This window comes from Streptomyces sp. TE5632 (genome assembly GCF_054061295.1).
This window is the reverse complement of sequence record NZ_JBSSEA010000003.1, coordinates 477,845-496,510: the sequence shown is the minus strand read 5'-3', so window position 1 is coordinate 496,510 and position 18,666 is coordinate 477,845. Positions and strand designations below refer to the sequence as shown.

The following is an 18,666-nucleotide window of genomic DNA, read 5'->3' as shown; positions in this document are numbered from 1 at the left end:
GCGGACGGCAGGGTGCCGTCCGCTTCCCGTAGAATCCCCGGCGATCATGCAGGCGGACGCTCGCGGGGGAACACGAGGTGGCACGTGCAAGCGGTGGTTGGACGGACGGCACGCTGACGGCCGGGTCCTTCCTGAAGCCCCACAAGGTCGCCCGGGTGCTGTTCCATCCCGCGTGGATACCGGATTCGCCCGATCCGTCCATCGAGCGGCTCAAACGCATGCGGGTCGTCGCCGGGGTGGTCGCGTCGCTCGGTGTCTACACCTTCGTCCAGGGCGGTTTCGACTTCACGGAGCTGCTGGAGAACACGATGACCGCCTCCGCGGTCCTGCTGATCCTCACCCCGCTCACGGTCGGCGTGATGCTCCTCGTCTGGCGACGCACCGGTACCGTGCGGCAGTTGCGGGCCCCGCTGCTCAACTCCCTCAAGCTGCTCCTGCTGTTCATCGGCTGCGTGACGGCGCTGGTTCTGCTGACGCAGACGTCGGGCACGTCGGGGGGCGTGCTGCTGTCCCTGGCCACCGCCGGGATGCTGCTGTGGATGGTCGTCTTCGTGGTCTGGGGAGCCGTGCGGGTCTCCGGCAACTTCTTCGGCACGGCCGCCGTGCACCGTTCGCTGCCGGCCCTGCTCGCCACCGTCACCAGCTGGCTGATGGCCGTCCCCGACCTGGTCACCGGTGACCTGCACGGGCTCAGCCTCACCATGGGCGTCGTCTTCATCCTGGGCGCCCCGGTCACCGTCACGGCCATCGCACTGCTGGAGACGAGCCGGCTCAAGCGACGCTACGGCATCCGGCTCGGCACGCACCCGGCAAGCCTTCCGTCCACCCCCGCCCCCGGCACCGTCCCGCCGATGCCGCCGACCGGGCTGCCGCACGTACCGCCACAGGGGAACCCCTACAGCCACCCGCACCCGCCCGCGACGGGCGGCAACCCGTACGCGCCCGGCCCGCGGCATCCGTACGCCCCGCCTCCGCAGCCGCCGTACCCACCGCGGCGTCACCCCTACGGAGGCTGACGGCCGGGGCGTCCCGGCGCCGACGTCAGGCCACCGCGCTCAGCGTGTCCGCGAGGCGGCGGCGGGCCGCGCGGGCGGCCGGGAGGGCGGCCAGGGCGGCGGCGCCCAGCACCGCGGCGGCGCCGAGCAGCAGCAGAAGCACGGGGGAGGGCCCCCGGGCGATACCGGCGCCGATGCCGCTCGACCTCCCCTGCTCGTCGATCAGCCAGTGCGCCAGCGGCAGCCCCAGGGCCAGGGCGACGAGCACGGCGGCCAGCGCCGTACCGGCGGTGGCCGTGACCGTGATCGCGGTGATCTGCCGCGGGGAGAGGCCGATGGCCTTGAGTGCGAGCAGGTCCCGTTCGCCCTCGCGGACCGTGCCGCCGATCGCGGTGAGCAGTTCGACCAACCCGATCAGGGCGAGTACGGCGATCAGACCGAGGACGACCGCGCGCAGCGGGGACAGCCCGTCGGCCGGGTTGGTCACGGTGTGCACGTCGAGCAGGCCGCCCCCGGCCCTGGTCAGCCGCTCGGCGACGGTCTGCGGGTCCGCGCCGGGGTCCAGCCGGAGCTGGTAGAGGGTCGGCCGCAGGTCGGGGTCGTTGCCGCGGAGGGTGTCGAGCGAGGTGGAGATGGTCCGGCCGGCGTTCTCCGGTTCGATGCTGCGTCCGACGATGTGCAGGATCTGCGGCCGGTCGCCGACGGTCATGCGCACCCAGTCGCCGACCTGGACGTGCAGCAGGTCGAGCAGCCCCTGCCCGGCCACCGCCTCGTCGGGCCCGTGCGCCGCGCGGCCCTCGGCCAGGGCGAACGGGTACGGCTCCTGGTGGGTGCCGTAGCCGCGCAGGGCGATCGTGGCGGTCTGGCCGGGCACCAGGGCGGCCACCTCGACGCCCGGGTGGGCGGCGGCGACCTGCGGATCGCGCTCCAGCAGGGCGCGGGCCTGACCGTCACTGAGCGAGGTGTCCGCACGGACGCTGAGCGCGGTGGGCAGCCCCATCCGCTCCGGGCTGCTCTGGAAGCGGTCGATGGTGGTCCACGCGCTCAGTGCCACCACGATCAGCAGCAGCGGCAGGGTCAGCCTGGCCACCGTGCCCAGCGCACGCGGGCGGCGGGTGAACGCCTTGTGCCAGCCGAGGACCAGTGCGGGCGGCACCCGCGCCCCGAGCGCCCGCCGCGCCACGCCCGTCAGCCCGCCCGCCTCGGGCGCCGCCGGCCTCGGCACCGGCACCGGCGGCACCCGGCCCGCCCGCCACGCCGCGAGCCCGGTGGTGGCGCCGATGAACAGCACCGCCCCCACGGGCACCACGAACAGCGCCAGGGTGTGGCCGGGCAGCCCCTGCCACACGCCGACCGCCTCCCCGAGCCGCCCCGGTATGCCGCTGCCCAGCGCCCCGGTCAGCGCGGCGGCGGCCACGGCACCCAGCAGGGCGTAGCCGAGATGCTGGAGCAGGAAGACACGGACGACCTGTCCCGGGGTGAAGCCGATCGCCTTGAGGACGGAGATGTCCCGCAGATGCCCCCGGATCCGGGTGCTGATCGCCCCGTGCACGGCGAAACCGGCGGCGACCAGCGCGCCCAGACCGAACAGCCCCAGCACCTGGCCGAGCAGCCGGTTGTCGCCCTGCGCCTCGGCCCGTGCCTGCTGCCAGGTGGAGACCTCGCCGATGGCGCCCGCACCCAGTACCGTCACCGCCCGCTGCACCGCGTACCCGGTGTCGGCGGGGTCGGTCAGCCGCAGCCCGGTCACCTGCCCGTCGGGGTCGGTCACGGCCGACGGCAGCGCCCACACCAGGCCGGGCTGTTCCCCCGGCCGGTAGCGCGGCTCGGCGCTGTCGGCCACGCCCACCACGGTCAGGGTCCGCGCGGTGCCGGGCACGGTGAGGGTGTCGCCCGGCGTGGTGAGCAGGGCACGGGCGAGACTGCCCTCCAGGACCACGCCGTCGGGGGTGCCGGGGTCCAGCCAGCGCCCCGAGGTGATCAGCGGGCGGCCGGTGCCGGGCTGTTCGGCGGTGCCGCGCAGTTCGGCGGAGGCACGGCTGCCGCGGGCGGCGAGGGTGACGGCGGCGGTGGGGTAGGGGCCGGCGACGGACTCCACGCCGTCCAGGCCGGCCAGCTTCGCGGCGTCGGCCGGGGCGGTGGTGTGCAGCGTGACGTGGGCGCCGCGCGCCTGGGCGAAGATCCGCTGCCAGGGGTTGGTCGCGTACCCGAACAGGGCCGTGGCCAGCAGCAGGGAGGCTACGACGCCCGCGGTGGCGAGGACCAGGAACAGCGCCTCACCGCGGTGCGTGCGCAGATCGGAGTGCGCCCAGCGCAGGGTCGCTCGCACCGGTGTCAGCCCCTTCGCTCACGCCGGACGCCCGGACCGTCGTACATCCGCATGTCAGTCCTTGAGCTCCAGCACCCCGGAGATGCCCCGGCCGCGCGAGGGCGCTCCGTCGAGTTCCGCGTCGTCGGCGATCCGCCCGTCGAAGAAACTGATCACCCGGTCGGCGGCGCTCGCCAGCCGGGCGTCATGGGTGACCAGCAGGATCGTCTGGCCACGCTGGTGGAAGCGGGACAGCAGCCGCATCACCTCGCGGGTGCCCTTGCTGTCCAGGCTGCCCGCGGGTTCGTCGGCGAGCAGCAGCGGCGGATGGTTGACCAGGGCACGGGCCAGCGCGACCCGCTGCTGCTCACCGCCGGACAGCTCGCCCGGCATGCTCCGCTCCTTGCCCGTCAGGCCCAGCTCGGCCAGCAGCCCCTCCCGCTCGGCGCGGGCCTTTTTCGGCGACGTCCCGGCGAGCAGGGCAGGCAGTTCCACGTTGTCGGCGACCGACAGGTCGGAGACGAGGTTGAAGAACTGGAAGACGATCCCGATGCGCTTCCTGCGCTCCACCGCCCAGCGTGCCTCGCTGTAGGCGTCGGTGCGTTCGCCGTCCAGCCAGATGCTGCCGGAGTCGGGCCCCTGGAGCCCGCCGAGCAGATGCAGCAGGGTCGACTTGCCGGCGCCGGACGGCCCGGTCACCGCCACGAACTCGCCGCGCGTCACCCGCAGGTCGACCCCGCGCACCGCGTGCGCCGGGGCTCCCTCACCGTGATGCGTCTTGACGAGGCCTTCGGCGCGCAGCACGGGAGCGGTGCTCTCGCTCACTCCAGCTCCTCCAGCTCTTCCTGGCACCGTTCCAGCCAGTCGAGGTCGGCCTGCAGGTGCAGCATCGCGCCCTCGATCAGCAGATGGGCGACCCGGTTGTCCCGGTCTTCGGCGGCGGCCAGCTTCGACAACTGCCGCATGGTGTTCAGGTACTGGCGCCGCTGCCGGTTGATCAGGGCGATCTGGTCGGCGAGCCCGCTCTGCGGTGCGAGGGCCAGCTTCATGAAGAACTCGTCCCGCACCCGCGGCTCGTCCGCGGTCTCCTCGAACCAGGCGCGCAGCGCCTCCCGCCCGGCGTCGGTGAGGTGGTAGACCTTCTTGTTGGGCCGGCTGGACTGCTCGACGTCCTCGCCCTCGATCAGCCCCGACTTCTCGAGGCGGCCCAGGGTGACGTAGATCTGGCCGACGTTCGGCTGAGGGTACGCGGAGCCCAGCAGTTGCTCAAGGTCCTGCTTGAGCTCGTAGCCGTGGGCCGGGCCGCGGGCGAGCAGGGCCAGGAGGGACTGCCGCACTCGTGCTCTCCTCCCCGCGTCCTTCGTGCCGTGTGCCACGCGTCCGATGCCGAGCGTCTCGCCCGACGCGATGTCTCACCCGACGCAATGTGTCGCGGGCCCTAGTATCGCCCATACCTAACAGGTATACATGGCCTCTGACCCCGGCAAGGGTGCCCGGGTGCCGGTGCACAGGGAGGAACCTATGCGGTGGATCCATGCCGCGGGTAGGGGCCTTCTCGTCCTCGTCGTGCTCCTGACCGTGGGTGTTGCCTCCGGTGCGCGGGCCGAACAGGCCGCTCCCGCCGACGGCCGCGGTCCGCTCACCCTGGCCACCGCCGGGGACCTCACCGGCTATCTCGGCCCGCTGCTCCAGGGCTGGAACCGCACCCACCCCGGCGAGGAGGTCACCCTCGTCGAACTGCCCGACTCGGCCGACGAGACCCGCGCGCAGATGATCACTGAGCTGCGCGACGCCGGCCGCGGCCGCTTCGACGTGCTCAACATCGACGTCAGCTGGACCTCGGAGTTCGCCGCGGCCGGCTGGATCCGCCCGCTGCCGCGCGACCGCTTCCCGCTGGACACGTTCCTGCCGCGCGTGGTGGACACCGCGACCTACGACGACCGGCTGTACGCCGTCCCGTACGTGACCAACGCCGGCCTGCTGCTGTACCGCCGGGACGTCCTCGACGCGGAGGGCGTGGCGCCCCCGCGCACCTGGGCCGAACTGGAACGGGCCGCGAAGACCCTTGCCCCGCGGCACGGCCTCGACGGCTACGCGGGCCAGTTCCTGCCCTACGAGGGCCTGACCGTCAACGCGGCCGAGGCCGTCTACTCGGCGGGCGGCACCATCCTCGGCGACGAGGGCGAGCGCGTCACCGTGAACTCCCGGGCGGCCCGCGAGGGCATCGGGTTCCTCGCCCGCGGGGTCCGCGAGGGCTGGATCCCCGAGGAGGCGCTGACGTACAAGGAGGAGGAGTCCAAGCAGGCATTCCAGGACGGCCGGCTGCTCTTCCTGCGCAACTGGCCCTACGCCTACGTCGCCGCGTCCGCCGAGGACTCCGCGGTCGCCGGGAGGGTCGGCGCCGTACCGCTGCCGGGACCGGACGGGCCGGGCACGAGCGTCCTCGGCGGCTCCAACCTCGCCGTCGCCACCCACGCGCGCCACCCCGACTCCGCCGCACGGCTGATCGCGTACCTCACCGGCGAGAGCGTCCAGCGCCAGGTCCTCACCCGGGGCGCGCTGCCGCCCGTACGGGCCGCGCTGTACGACGATCCGGAACTGATCCGGCGGTTCCCCTATCTGCCGACGCTGCGCGAGAGCGTGCTCGCCGCCGCCCCGCGCCCCAAGAGCCCGCACTACGACCAGGTGAGCCTGGTCGTGCAGGCGGTGGTGCACGACGCGATGGCCGGGCGGCAGACGCCCGGTGCGGCGGTGCGGCGGCTGGCGCGCGAACTCGCCGCCGTCTCCGCGCGCTAGACGGCCCTTCGGGCCCCTCCCCGGGCCGCTCCTCCCCGGGCCGCCCCTTCCCGGGCCGCTCCTCCGCGGCTTCCCGGGGCCTCGCATCCCAGCCGGCTGCCTCTAATTACCCGTTAGGTAACGCGGACGTCTCAACTGTGCCCGATGTATCCAGATAGGTGAGCGTTCGTCCATGTCGACTGCCCGACAGATTGTGTTCGTTCATTGACACCCTCGCGACACCTCTACCTAACATGCATGCATAACGGCGGCCGGTACCGCCGGCCCGGGAGTCCCGGGTCTCCGCACGCACAGACGGGTCGACGGGGTGAGTCTCAAGCGCATCGACACCCACCGCTGGTGGCGCGACGCAGTGATCTACCAGGTGTACGTCCGCAGCTTCCTGGACAGCACCGGTGACGGCATCGGCGATCTCGCCGGGGTCAGGGCGGGCCTGCCCTATCTGAAGAAGCTCGGCGTGGACGGGATCTGGCTGAGCCCCTTCTACCCCTCGCCGCAGCACGACCACGGCTACGACGTGGCCGACTACCGCGACGTCGACCCGGTCTTCGGCGACCTCGCCGAGTTCGACCTGCTGATCGGGGCCGCCCGTCGGCTCGGCATCAAGGTGCTGCTGGACATCGTCCCCAACCACTGCTCCAGCGAGCACCCCTGGTTCCGCGAGGCACTCGCCGCGGCCCCCGGCAGCCCGGAACGCGCCCGCTTCCACTTCACCGACGGCCGCGGCCCCGACGGCGCCGAGCCGCCCAACAACTGGCACGCCATGTTCGGCGGGCCCGCCTGGAGCCGCGTCACCGAGCCGGACGGCCGGCCCGGCCAGTGGTACCTGCACATGTTCACGCCCGAACAGCCGGACTGGAACTGGCGCAACCCCGAGATCGCCGCCGACTTCGACCGGACCCTGCGGTTCTGGCTGGACCGGGGCGTCGACGGCTTCCGCATCGATGTCGCCGCCGGCCTGTTCAAGCACCCGGAACTTCCCGACTCCCCGGACCCGGAGGCCGACGCACGCACCCGGGACTCGGTCAACCCGCTGGCCTGGAACCAGCCCGAGGTGCACGACGTGTGGCGGCACTGGCGCGCGGTGTGCGAGGAGTACACCGCCCGCGACGGCCGCGAACGGCTCCTGGTCGGCGAGGTCTCCGTGCCGACCGCCCGCGAACACGCCCGCTACGTCCGCCCCGACGAGCTCCACCAGGCCTTCTTCTTCGACCTGCTCGGTGCCCCCTGGGACGCCGACGCCTTCCGCAAGGTCATCTCCGAGGCCATGCAGGACATCGCCGGCACCGGATCGACCGTCACCTGGGTCCTCAACAACCACGACCAGGTCCGCACCGTCACCCGCTACGGCGAACCCACCCCCCAGGGCAGCGGCCTCGGCGCCGCCCGCGCCCGCGCCGCCGCGCTGCTGATGCTGGCGCTGCCCGGCGCCGCCTACGTCTACCAGGGCGAGGAACTGGGCCTGCCCGAGGTCGTCGACCTCCCCGACGACGTGCTCACCGACCCGATCTTCCGCCGCACCGGCAGCCGGGCCCGGATCCGCGACGGCTGCAGGGTGCCGCTGCCCTGGTCGGGACAGGCATCCCCGTTCGGCTTCACCTCCGGCACCGAGGGGGCCGCCCCCTGGCTGCCGCAGCCCGAGTGGTTCGCCGAACACGCCACCGACCGCGCCCTCGCCGACACCCGCTCCTTCTGGCACCTGTACCGCGACGGTCTGCAACTGCGGGCCACGCTGCCCCAGTTGGGCGAGGGCACACTGCGCTGGCTGGAGACCGAGCCGGACGTCCTGGCCTTCGTCCGCGCCGACGGCCTGGTGTGCGCCGTCAACTTCGGCACCGCCCCCGCACCCGCGCCGGTCCCCGGCACCCCGCTGCTGGCCAGCGGCCCGTGCCCGGACGGAGTCCTCCCCGGTGCCACGGCCGCCTGGTGGATCGACGACTCCTGAAACCCGCTCACTCCACGCACCCGAAAGTCTTCCGAACGTAATCTCGAACGCTTCTGAAGGGACATCAACGATGATGCGACGACGTACCACCCTGCTCACCGGCTGCACCGCCCTGGTGCTCGCCCTCGGCGCCACCGCCTGCGGCTCGGGCGAGCCCGTCTCGGCCGGCGGCGGTGACGGTGACAAGGCGCTCGGCGGCCAGACCGTCTCCGTCGCCGGTGTCTGGTCCGGCAGCGAGCAGAAGAACTTCCAGAAGGTGCTCGACGCCTTCACCGAGAAGACCGGCGCCAAGACGGAGTTCGTCTCCACCGGCGACAACGTCTCCACCGTCGTCGGCAGCAAGATCGAGGGCGGCAACGCCCCCGACGTCGTGATGGTCCCCCAGGTCGGCGTGCTGAAGCAGTTCGCCGAGGCGGGCTGGCTCAAGCCGCTGGACAAGAAGGTCCAGGGCACCGTGGAGAACAACTTCGCCGAGGTGTGGCAGAACTACGGCAGCGTCGACGGCACCCTGTACGGCCTCTACTTCAAGGCCGCCCACAAGTCGACCGTCTGGTACAGCCCCGAGGCCCTGGAGCAGGCGGGCATCACCCCGCCGAAGACCTACGACGCCATGCTGAAGGACGGACGCACGGTCTCCGACTCCGGCCTCGCCGCCTTCTCGGTCGCCGGACAGGACGGCTGGACGCTGACCGACTGGTTCGAGAACGTCTACCTCTCCCAGGCCGGGCCCGAGAAGTACGACGCCCTCGCCGCGCACGAGATCAAGTGGACCGACCCGACGGTGGTCAAGGCGCTCACCACGCTCGGCGAACTCTTCAAGGACAAGCAACTCGTCTCGGGCGGCCAGAAGGAAGCCCTGAACACCGACTTCCCCGGCTCGGTGGAGAAGGTCTTCGGTCCCCAGCCGGACGCCGCCATGGTCTACGAGGGCGACTTCGTGGCCGGCGTCGCCAAGGACCAGTTCGGCAAGAACATCGGCACCGACGCGAACTTCTTCCCGTTCCCGCCGGTCGGCGACGGCGAGGCTCCGGTGGTCAGCGGCGGCGACGCGGCCGTGGTGCTCAAGGACGGCAAGAACGCCGAAGCCGGCATGGCGCTCCTCGAGTACCTCGCCACGCCGGAGGCCGCCGCCGTGTGGGCCGAGGCCGGCGGCTTCCTCTCCCCGAACAAGGAGCTGGACCTCTCCTCCTACGGCGACGACGTCACCCGCGCCACCGCCGAGTCCCTGATCGAGGCCGGCGACTCGGTCCGCTTCGACATGTCGGACCAGGCCCCGGCGGCCTTCGGCGGCACCCAGGGCAAGGGCGAGTGGAAGATCCTCCAGGACTTCCTGCGTGACCCGTCCGACCCGAAGAAGACCGCGGCCGAGCTGGAGAAGGCGGCGGCCAAGGCTTACGGGAACTGACGGTCATGACCGCCACCCTGGTGAAAGAGGCGAGCCCTCCGGCTCCTTCGCACCCCGATCGTGCCCGCCGCCGGCGCCTGCGCCGGCGGGGGCGGATCGTCGCCGTGCTGTTCGTGCTGCCCGCCCTGCTCCTGCTGGGCGCGCTGGTCGTCTACCCGGTGCTGTTCTCCGTCGGACGCAGCCTCTTCGACGCCTCCGGCACCCGGTTCGTGGGCGGCGAGAACTACCTCGAGATGTTCCGCGACCCGGTCACCCTCAAGGCCGTCCGGAACACCGCGATCTGGGTCGTCATCGCCCCCACCCTGCTCACCGGCCTGGGCCTGATCCTGGCCGTGCTGGTGGAGAAGATCCGCTGGGCCACCGCCTTCAAACTGCTGCTGTTCATGCCGATGGCGGTGTCCTTCCTGGCGGCCGGCATCGTCTTCCGGCTCGCCTACGACGAGGACCCGGACAAGGGCGTGCTGAACGCGGCCGTCGTCTCGGTCCACGACACCTTCAAGGGCAGCTCCTCGTACCCGACGGCCCGCGCCCGCGAGGGCGACGGCGCAAGCCTGACCAAGGAGGCGGACGGCTCGTACGTGACCGGGACGGACGTGTCGCCGGGCGGCACGGCGGCGCTGGGCCTGGTCGGCGTGGCCCCCAAGGACCTGCCCGGCGACGCGGCACCCGCCTCCCCGGCGGCCTCCCGCGAGGCGGCCGCCGACGAGGTCGGCGGCGTGGTGTACCTGGACTTCACCCCCGGCGGGGGAGGAGAGCAGGGCCGGGTCGACGAGGGGGAGAGCGGACTGCCCGGGATGAAGGTCGAGGCGCTCCGCGACGGACGCACGGTCGCGAGCACGACGACCGGGGCCGACGGCTCGTTCCGCTTCACCGGCCTGGACGACGGCCCCTACACGCTGAAACTGCCCGCCGAGAACTTCGCACCCCCCTACCAGGGCATCTCCTGGCTCGGACCGGCACTCGTCACCCCGGCCATCATCGGGGCCTACCTGTGGATCTGGACCGGGTTCGCGATGGTGCTGATCGGCGCCGGCCTCGCCGCGCTGCCGCGGGACGCGCTGGAGGCGGCCCGGATGGACGGCGCCAACGAGTGGCAGATCTTCCGCCGGATCACCGTCCCGCTGCTCGCACCGGTCCTCACCGTCGTCTTCGTCACCCTGGTGATCAACGTGATGAAGGTCTTCGACCTCGTCTACATCATCGCGCCCGGACCCGTGCAGGAGGACGCGACCGTGCTCGCGACCCAGATGTGGCTGGTGTCGTTCGGCGGCGGCAACGACCAGGGGATGGGCAGCGCGCTCGGTGTGCTGCTCCTGCTGCTGGTCGTCCCCGCCATGGCCTTCAACGTCCGCCGCTTCCGAAGGAGCCAGCGATGAACGCGATCCGGCGCGGCCTGGGCAACGCGGTCGTGCAGGCCTTCCTGGTCGTGATCGGCCTGGTGTGGATGACCCCGCTGGCCGGCCTGTTCCTGTCCTCGATGCGCTCCGCCGAGGACACGGCCAAGGGCGGCTGGTGGACGGTGTTCACCAGCCCCGGGCAGCTGTCCTTCGACAACTACGCGGCCCTGCTGAAGAACTCGGGGATGACCCAGGCGTTCTGGAACACCGTGCTGATCTCGGTGCCGACCACGGTGCTGGTGGTGATCGTCGCGGCGCTCGCCGGATACGCCTTCGCCTGGCTGGACTTCCCCGGCCGGGACACGATCTTCCTCGTCGTGGTCGCCCTGCTGGTGGTGCCCGTGCAGATCGGGCTGCTGCCGGTGGCCAAACTCTTCGGCCAGCTGGGCCTGTTCGGCACCATCCCCGGGGTCGTGCTGTTCCACGTGGCGTACGGACTGCCGTTCGCGGTGTTCCTGCTGCGGAACTACTTCGCCGAGATGCCCAAGGAGATGCTGGAGGCCGCCCGCATGGACGGCGGCAGCGAGTGGCGCATCTTCACCCGGCTGATCCTGCCCGTCGGGCGGCCGGCGATCGCCAGCCTGGCCATCTTCCAGTTCCTGTGGGTCTGGAACGACATGCTGGTGGCGCTGCTGTTCGCGGACAGCTCCTCGCAGCCGCTGACGGTGGAACTCCAGTCGCAGATCCGCCAGTTCGGCAGCAACATCGACGTGCTCGCGCCGGGCGCGTTCCTGTCGCTGGTGGTGCCGGTGGCCGTGTTCTTCGCCTTCCAGCGGCACTTCGTGCAGGGGGTGATGGCGGGCTCGGTGAAGTGACGACACCGTCCCACCCGAGACGCACGGACCCCCGCTTCGTCAGGAAGCGGGGGTCCGTGCGTCTCGTGCGCCGCGCGCGTTACGCCGACGCCGGTGGATACATCGACCGCGGCAGCTGCGAGGCCGCCGCCGCATCCAGCAGCCACAGGGTGCGGGCCCTGCCGTACGCGCCCGCCGCCGGGGCCTGGATCTCGCCCGCGCCCGACAGGGCGATCGCCGCGGCCTCCGCCTTGTCCTCACCGGCCGCCAGCAGCCACACCTCGCGGGCCGCGCGGATCGCCGGGAGGGTGAGTGTCACCCGGGTCGGCGGCGGCTTGGGCGCCCCATGGACGCCGACCACCGTGCGCTCCGTCTCCCGCACCGCGGGCAACTCCGGGAAGAGGGAAGCCACATGCGTGTCCGGGCCGACACCCAGCATCAGCACGTCGAACGTCGGCACCGCGCCGTGGTCCGTCGGGCCCGCGGCACGGGCCAGCTCCTCGGCGTACGCGGCCGCCGCCGCGTCCACGTCGGCGCCGTGCGGTCCGTCGGACGCGGGCATGGCGTGCACGCGCTTCGGGTCCAGCGGCACCGCGTCGAGCAGCGCCTCACGGGCCTGGGTGACATTGCGCTCCGGGTCGCCGTCCGGCAGGAACCGCTCGTCGCCCCACCACAGGTCGATCCGGCTCCAGTCGACCGCGTCCCGGGCGGGCGCGGCCGCGAGCGCGGCCAGCAGACCGTTGCCGTTGCGGCCGCCGGTCAGCACCACGGACGCCGAACCCCGCGAGGCCTGCGCGTCCACGACCCTGGTGATCAGCCGGGCCGCCGCGGCCTGCGCCATCAGCTCCTTGTCGCGGTGCACGACCAGCTGCGGTGCCGTACTCACTTCGCCTCCACCTTCTTCAACGTTGCCTGCGCCGTCGCTTCGCCCGCGGAACCTTCCGCAGCCGGTCCGCCGGAAGCGGTGCCCGCCGCTCCTTTGGCCGGCGACTCACCCGCCGGCTTCCCGGAGCCGCCCGATGCCTCGTCCAGCGCGCGCGACACCTCGTCGAGCGCGGTCGACGCCTCGGTCAGCCCGCGCGACACCTCGTCCAGAGCACCGGACGACGCCTTCGTCGCGCCCGCCCCCGTCGCCGGACTCCGCAGCCGCTCGATCCCGTACCGCAGGGCCGACGCGTAGGTGTCGTCCGGGTCCAGCCGGCGCAGCTCCTCCGCGACCAGCTCCGCGGTGTCCCGGCGCTTGAGCGCCACCGCCCGCTTCGGCTGGCCCTGGATGGACAGGGTCGCGAGCGAACCGTCGGCACGGTCCAGCACGATCGGGCCGCAGTCGGTCGACAGCCGGACCGCGGTGAGCCCCGGACCGCTCGACAGCGAGCGCTTCACGGGCACGCCCAGCCGGTCCGCGAGCCACATCGCCAGCAGCTCGCAGCTCGGGTTGAACTCCTCGCCCTCGACCTCCACGCCCTGCACCTCGCAGGTCACCTGGTCCAGAGCCGCGGCCAGCATCGAACGCCAGGGCGTGATCCGGGTCCAGGACAGGTCCGTGTCGCCCGGGGTGTAGGCCTCGGCGCGGGCCGCGAGCTCCCGCACCGGCTGCTCGCAGGCGTAGGTGTCGGTCACCCGGCGCTGGGCCAGCGCGCCCAGCGGGTCGCCGGCCGGGTTCAGCGGGGCGTTGACCGGCCACCAGACCACCACCGGGGCGTCCGGCAGCAGCAGCGGCAGCACCACCGACTGGGCGTGGTCGGCGACCTCGCCGTACAGCCGGAGCACCACCGTCTCGCCGGTGCCCGCGTCCGCGCCGACCCGCACCTCGGCGTCCAGCCGGGACTGCGTGCGGTCGCGGGGGGAGCGGGACACCCGCTTGATGACGACCAGGGTGCGCGAGGGATGCTCGCGCGAGGCGTCGCCGGCTGACTTCAGGGCGTCGTAGGCGTTCTCCTCGTCGGTCACGATGACCAGGGTGAGCACCATGCCGACCGCCGGAGTGCCGATGGCCCGGCGGGCCCGCACCAGCGACTTGTTGATCTCGCCGGCCGTGGTGTCCGTGAGGTCTATCTTCATGGCCGGCGCCAGCTCCGTCCGTCTCGCTCGAGCATGTGGTCCGCCTCCACGGGCCCCCAGGTACCGGCCGGGTACTGGGCCGGTCGGCCGTGGTTGTCCCAGTACTCCTCGATCGGGTCGAGGATCTTCCAGGACAGCTCGACCTCCTCGGTGCGCGGGAAGAGATTGGAGTCACCGAGCAGGACGTCCAGGATGAGCCGCTCGTACGCCTCCGGGCTGGACTCGGTGAACGACTCGCCGTAGGCGAAGTCCATCGACACGTCCCGGATCTCCATCGACGTGCCCGGCACCTTGGAGCCGAACCGCACCGTGACACCCTCGTCCGGCTGGACGCGGATCACGATCGCGTTGGAGCCCAGTTCCTCGGTGGCCGTCGTGTCGAACGGCGAGTGCGGCGCCCGCTGGAACACCACCGCGATCTCGGTGACCCGGCGGCCCAGCCGCTTTCCGGTGCGCAGGTAGAAGGGGACGCCCGCCCAGCGGCGGTTGTCGACCCCCAGCTTGATCGCGGCGTACGTGTCGGTCCTCGAGGAGGCGTTGATGCCTTCCTCCTCCAGGTACCCGACCGCCTTCGCGCCGCCCTGCCAGCCCGCCGCGTACTGCCCGCGCACGGTGTCCCGGCCCAGGTCCTTCGGCAGCCGCACGGCGCCGAGCACCTTGGTCTTCTCCGCGGCCAGCGCGTCCGCGTCGAAGGAGGCCGGTTCCTCCATGGCGGTGAGCGCCATCAGCTGGAGCAGGTGGTTCTGGATGACGTCACGGGCGGCGCCGATGCCGTCGTAGTAGCCGGCCCGGCCGCCGATGCCGATGTCCTCGGCCATGGTGATCTGCACATGGTCCACGAAGGACCGGTTCCAGATCGGTTCGAACATCGTGTTGGCGAAGCGGAGCGCCAGGATGTTCTGGACGGTCTCCTTGCCCAGGTAGTGGTCGATCCGGAAGACCTGGTCCGGGGCGAACACCTCGTGGACGATCGCGTTGAGCTCCTCGGCCGACTTCAGGTCGTGGCCGAAGGGCTTCTCGATCACCGCGCGCCGCCAGGAACCGCTGCTCTGGTCGGCCAGCCTGTGCTTCTTCAGCTGCTGGATGACCACCGGGAAGGACCGCGGCGGCACCGACAGGTAGAACGCGAAGTTGCCGCCCGTGCCCTGCGCCTTGTCCAGTTCCTCGATGGTGCCGCGCAGCCGCTCGAAGGCGTCGTCGTCGTCGAAGGTGCCCTGGACGAAGCGCATGCCCTGGATGAGCTGCTGCCAGACCTCCTCGCGGAACGGAGTGCGGGCGTGCTCCTTGACCGCGTCGTGCACCACCTGTGCGAAGTCCTCGTGCGCCCACTCGCGGCGGGCGAACCCGACCAGCGAGAAGCCCGGCGGCAGCAGACCCCGGTTGGCGAGGTCGTACACGGCCGGCATCAGCTTCTTGCGCGAGAGGTCGCCCGTGACGCCGAAGATGACCAGGCCCGACGGCCCCGCGATACGCGGGAGCCGTCGGTCCGCTGGGTCACGCAGCGGGTTGCTGCTCGACAAGGTGTCAGCCCTCCGAAGGGGCGAGGCGCGCGAGCTCCGCCTCGGTCGACTTCAGCAGGTCGTTCCAGGACGCCTCGAACTTCTCGACGCCCTCCTCCTCCAGCAGCTGCACCACGTCGTCGTACGAGATCCCCAGCCGCTCCACGGCGTCGAGGTCGGCGCGGGCCTGCTCGTAGGTGCCGGCGACGGCGTTGCCCTTGATCTCGCCCTGCTCCTCGGTGGCGAACAGCGTCGCCTCCGGCATGGTGTTCACCGTGTTCGGCGCCACCAGGTCGTCGACGTACATCGTGACCTTGTACGCCTTGTCCTTCACCCCGGTGGAGGCCCACAGCGGACGCTGCCTGTTGGCACCCTCACGCTCCAGCGCGCTCCAGCGGTCGGTGGCGAAGACCTCCTCGTACGCCTGGTAGGCCAGGCGCGCGTTGGCGACGGCGGCCTTGCCGCGCAGCGCCTTCGCCTCGTCGGTGCCGAGCGCGTCGATCCGCTTGTCGATCTCGGTGTCCACGCGGGACACGAAGAACGACGCCACCGAGTGGATCTTCGACAGGTCCAGGCCGCGCTCCTTGGCCTTCTCCAGGCCGGTCAGGAACGCGTCCATGACCTTGCGGTACCGCTCCAGGGAGAAGATCAGCGTGACGTTGACGCTGATGCCCAGGCCGATGACCTCGGCGATCGCCGGGATGCCCGCCTCGGTCGCCGGGATCTTGATCAGGGTGTTGGGCCGGTCCACCAGCCAGGCCAGCTGCTTGGCCTCGGCGACGGTGGCGCGCGTCTCGTGCGCCAGACGCGGGTCGACCTCGATGGAGACCCGGCCGTCCTTGCCGTCGGTGGCGTCGAAGACCGGGCGCAGGATGTCGGCGGCGTCCCGGACGTCCGCCGTGGTGATCATCCGGATGGCCTCTTCGACCGTGACCCTGCGGGCGGCGAGGTCGGCGAGCTGCTGCTCGTAGCCGTCACCCTCGGAGATCGCCTTCTGGAAGATCGACGGGTTGGTGGTGACGCCCACGACGTGCTGCTGGTCGATCAGCTCGGCGAGGTTGCCGGACGTGATCCGCTTGCGCGACAGGTCGTCCAGCCAGATCGCGACGCCTTCGTCGGAAAGGCGCTTCAATGCGTCTGTCATGGAAATTCCATCTCCTACTACGTGTCGTATGTGAGCGTCAGCGCTGGGCTGCGGCGAGTGAATCCCGGGCCGCGGCCGCCACGTTCTCGGCGGTGAAGCCGAACTCCTTGAACAGCACCTTGCCGTCGGCGGACGCGCCGAAGTGCTCCAGGGACACGATGCGCCCGGCGTCCCCGACGTACTTGTGCCACGTCAGACCGATACCGGCCTCCACCGCGACGCGCGCCTTCACGGAGGGCGGCAGGACGCTGTCCCGGTACCCCTGGTCCTGCTCCTCGAACCACTCCACCGACGGCATGGACACCACGCGCGTCGGTACCCCGTCGGCCTGGAGCTGCTCACGGGCCTCGACGGCGACGTGCACCTCGGAACCGGTGGCGATCAGCACGACCTGCGGCTTGCCGCCGTCCGCCTCGAACAACACGTAACCACCGCGCGCCGCGTCCTCGTCGGGCTCGTACGTCGGCACGCCCTGGCGGGTGAGGGCCAGACCGTGCGGCTGGCCCTTGCCGAACTCCTTGGTCCAGCGCTTGAGGATCTCGCGCCAGGCGATCGCGGTCTCGTTGGCGTCCGCCGGGCGGACGACGTTCAGACCGGGAATGGCGCGCAGCGAGGCCAGGTGCTCGACCGGCTGGTGGGTCGGGCCGTCCTCGCCCAGACCGATGGAGTCGTGCGTCCACACGTACGTCACCGGCAGGTGCATCAGCGCCGACAGCCGCACCGCGTTGCGCATGTAGTCGGAGAACACCAGGAAGGTGCCGCCGTAGATCCGGGTGTTGCCGTGCAGCGCGATGCCGTTCATCTCCGCGGCCATGGCGTGCTCGCGGATACCGAAGTGGATGGTGCGGCCGTACGGGTTCGCCTCGGGCAGCGGGTTGCCGACCGGGAGGAAGGACGACGTCTTGTCGATCGTCGTGTTGTTGGAGCCCGCCAGGTCGGCCGAGCCGCCCCACAGTTCCGGGACGACCGCGCCGAGCGCCTGGAGCACCTTGCCGGAGGCGGCACGGGTGGCGACCGCCTTGCCCGGCTCGAAGACGGGAAGCGTGTCCTCCCAGCCCTTGGGCAGCTCACCGGCCGCGATCCGGTCGAACTCGGCCGCGCGCTCCGCGTTGTTGCTCCGCCACTCCTGGAACGACTTCTCCCACTCGGCCCGCGCCTGCTTGCCGCGCTCCAGCGCGCCACGGGTGTGGCCGAGGACCTCGTCGGTCACCTCGAAGGTCTGCTCCGGGTCGAAGCCCAGCACCCGCTTGGTGGCCGCCACCTCCTCGTCGCCGAGCGCCGAACCGTGGGAGGCCTCGGTGTTCTGCGCGTTCGGGGCCGGCCAGGCGATGATCGAGCGCATCGCGATGAACGACGGCCGGTCGGTGACCTTCTTGGCTTCCTGGACGGCGTCGTAGATCGCGTTCGGGTCCAGGTCGCCGTCCGGCTTCGGGGCCACCCGCTGCACGTGCCAGCCGTAGGCCTCGTACCGCTTGGTGACGTCCTCGGAGACGGCCGTCTCGGTGTCACCCTCGATCGAGATGTGGTTGTCGTCCCAGAGCAGGACCAGGTTGCCGAGCTTCTGGTGGCCTGCCAGCGAGGACGCCTCCGCGGAGATGCCCTCCTGCAGGCAGCCGTCACCGGCGATGCAGTAGACGAAGTGGTCGAACGGAGACTCGCCCGGGGCGGCCTCCGGGTCGAACAGCCCGCGCTCGTAGCGGGCGGCCATGGCCATGCCGACCGCGTTGGCGACGCCCTGCCCCAGCGGCCCGGTCGTCGTCTCCACGCCCGTGGTGTGCCCGTACTCCGGGTGACCCGGCGTCTTCGAACCCCAGGTGCGGAACGCCTTCAGGTCGTCCAGTTCCAGACCGAAACCGGCCAGGTACAGCTGGGTGTAGAGAGTCAGGGACGAATGGCCGGCGGACAGGACGAAACGGTCCCGCCCGACCCAGTCGGCGTCCGCGGGGTCGTGCCGCATCACCTTCTGGAAGAGGGTGTACGCGGCGGGCGCCAGGCTCATCGCCGTACCGGGATGGCCGTTGCCGACCTTCTGTACGGCATCGGCGGCCAGGACGCGGGCGGTGTCCACGGCCCGCTGGTCCAGTTCGGTCCACTCGAGGTCTGTGGTGGTCGGCTTGGTGCTCACCCTGAGTCAGGGCTCCTCTCCACATGTTTTCGGATGCCGGATGAGTACACACCGGCGAGGTCGAGCCTACCCCCGTAGGACGCGCATCCCCCGAGTCGTTCCAGACTGCCGGGAGTCCCGGCGATCCGCCTCCTGACTGGGAAGTCTTCCCGTTCGGCAGATGAATACGGAGCCGCTCATCCGGTTGCTCAATCGAG

At 71.6% G+C, this 18,666-nt stretch carries 14 protein-coding genes; 6 read left to right on the top strand and 8 right to left on the bottom strand.

Annotated elements, in window-relative coordinates; translation table 11 throughout:
• Nucleotides 1-77 precede the first annotated feature (77 nt).
• Nucleotides 78-1,016, top strand: a complete 939-nt coding sequence (locus ACVW19_RS07380; RefSeq protein WP_457457684.1) for a hypothetical protein — start codon at nucleotides 78-80, stop codon at nucleotides 1,014-1,016.
• Between the two features lie 25 nt (nucleotides 1,017-1,041).
• Here the strand turns inward: ACVW19_RS07380 and ACVW19_RS07375 are convergent, their stop codons facing one another.
• Genes ACVW19_RS07375 through ACVW19_RS07365 form a run of 3 tightly spaced genes read right to left on the bottom strand, consistent with a single transcriptional unit; the run spans nucleotide 1,042 to nucleotide 4,640 of the window.
• A complete protein-coding gene (locus ACVW19_RS07375; RefSeq protein WP_457457682.1) occupies nucleotides 1,042-3,324 on the bottom strand; it encodes an ABC transporter permease in 2,283 nt (760 codons plus the stop codon).
• 54 nt (nucleotides 3,325-3,378) lie between these two features.
• Nucleotides 3,379-4,128 carry an ABC transporter ATP-binding protein gene (locus tag ACVW19_RS07370; protein ID WP_457457680.1) on the bottom strand — a complete coding sequence of 250 codons (750 nt, stop codon included), beginning with the start codon at nucleotides 4,126-4,128 and terminating at the stop codon, nucleotides 3,379-3,381.
• Nucleotides 4,125-4,640, bottom strand: coding sequence for a PadR family transcriptional regulator (locus tag ACVW19_RS07365; RefSeq protein WP_457457678.1), 516 nt, complete (start codon nucleotides 4,638-4,640; stop codon nucleotides 4,125-4,127). The genes ACVW19_RS07370 and ACVW19_RS07365 overlap by 4 nt, the downstream gene beginning before the upstream one ends.
• Before the next feature lie 184 nt (nucleotides 4,641-4,824).
• Here ACVW19_RS07365 and ACVW19_RS07360 point away from each other — a divergent pair, with 184 nt between their 5' ends.
• The 5 genes from ACVW19_RS07360 (at nucleotide 4,825) to ACVW19_RS07340 (ending at nucleotide 11,661) form a co-directional block, all read left to right on the top strand.
• Nucleotides 4,825-6,099: an ABC transporter substrate-binding protein gene (locus ACVW19_RS07360; RefSeq protein WP_457457676.1), complete on the top strand. Its 1,275-nt coding sequence runs from the start codon at nucleotides 4,825-4,827 to the stop codon at nucleotides 6,097-6,099.
• Nucleotides 6,100-6,421: 322 nt separating this feature from the next.
• Nucleotides 6,422-8,044, top strand: coding sequence for a glycoside hydrolase family 13 protein (locus ACVW19_RS07355; protein WP_457464479.1), 1,623 nt, complete (start codon nucleotides 6,422-6,424; stop codon nucleotides 8,042-8,044).
• A 70-nt stretch (nucleotides 8,045-8,114) separates the two neighbouring features.
• The gene (locus ACVW19_RS07350; protein ID WP_457457674.1) at nucleotides 8,115-9,449 is read left to right on the top strand and encodes an ABC transporter substrate-binding protein; all 1,335 of its coding nucleotides are present in this window, start codon (nucleotides 8,115-8,117) and stop codon (nucleotides 9,447-9,449) included.
• Between the two features lie 5 nt (nucleotides 9,450-9,454).
• Nucleotides 9,455-10,825 carry an ABC transporter permease subunit gene (locus tag ACVW19_RS07345; protein ID WP_457457672.1) on the top strand — a complete coding sequence of 457 codons (1,371 nt, stop codon included), beginning with the start codon at nucleotides 9,455-9,457 and terminating at the stop codon, nucleotides 10,823-10,825.
• Nucleotides 10,822-11,661 carry a carbohydrate ABC transporter permease gene (locus tag ACVW19_RS07340; RefSeq protein WP_065003010.1) on the top strand — a complete coding sequence of 280 codons (840 nt, stop codon included), beginning with the start codon at nucleotides 10,822-10,824 and terminating at the stop codon, nucleotides 11,659-11,661. The genes ACVW19_RS07345 and ACVW19_RS07340 overlap by 4 nt, the downstream gene beginning before the upstream one ends.
• 79 nt (nucleotides 11,662-11,740) lie before the next feature.
• On the opposite strand, the gene pgl is transcribed toward ACVW19_RS07340, so the two are convergent.
• The 5 genes from pgl to tkt are packed head-to-tail and all read right to left on the bottom strand — an operon-like array spanning nucleotide 11,741 to nucleotide 18,469.
• A complete protein-coding gene (gene pgl / locus ACVW19_RS07335) occupies nucleotides 11,741-12,526 on the bottom strand; it encodes a 6-phosphogluconolactonase (RefSeq protein WP_457457670.1) in 786 nt (261 codons plus the stop codon).
• Nucleotides 12,523-13,701: a glucose-6-phosphate dehydrogenase assembly protein OpcA gene (opcA, locus tag ACVW19_RS07330; protein WP_457457668.1), complete on the bottom strand. Its 1,179-nt coding sequence runs from the start codon at nucleotides 13,699-13,701 to the stop codon at nucleotides 12,523-12,525. Before opcA ends, pgl begins: the two co-directional genes overlap by 4 nt.
• Nucleotides 13,698-15,221 (bottom strand): glucose-6-phosphate dehydrogenase, encoded by a 1,524-nt coding sequence (zwf, locus tag ACVW19_RS07325; protein WP_457457666.1) that lies wholly within the window; start codon nucleotides 15,219-15,221, stop codon nucleotides 13,698-13,700. Before zwf ends, opcA begins: the two co-directional genes overlap by 4 nt.
• A 4-nt stretch (nucleotides 15,222-15,225) precedes the next feature.
• Nucleotides 15,226-16,344, bottom strand: coding sequence for a transaldolase (gene tal / locus ACVW19_RS07320; RefSeq protein WP_457457664.1), 1,119 nt, complete (start codon nucleotides 16,342-16,344; stop codon nucleotides 15,226-15,228).
• A gap of 37 nt (nucleotides 16,345-16,381) precedes the next feature.
• Nucleotides 16,382-18,469, bottom strand: coding sequence for a transketolase (gene tkt / locus ACVW19_RS07315; protein ID WP_457457662.1), 2,088 nt, complete (start codon nucleotides 18,467-18,469; stop codon nucleotides 16,382-16,384).
• Nucleotides 18,470-18,666: the final 197 nt, after the last annotated feature.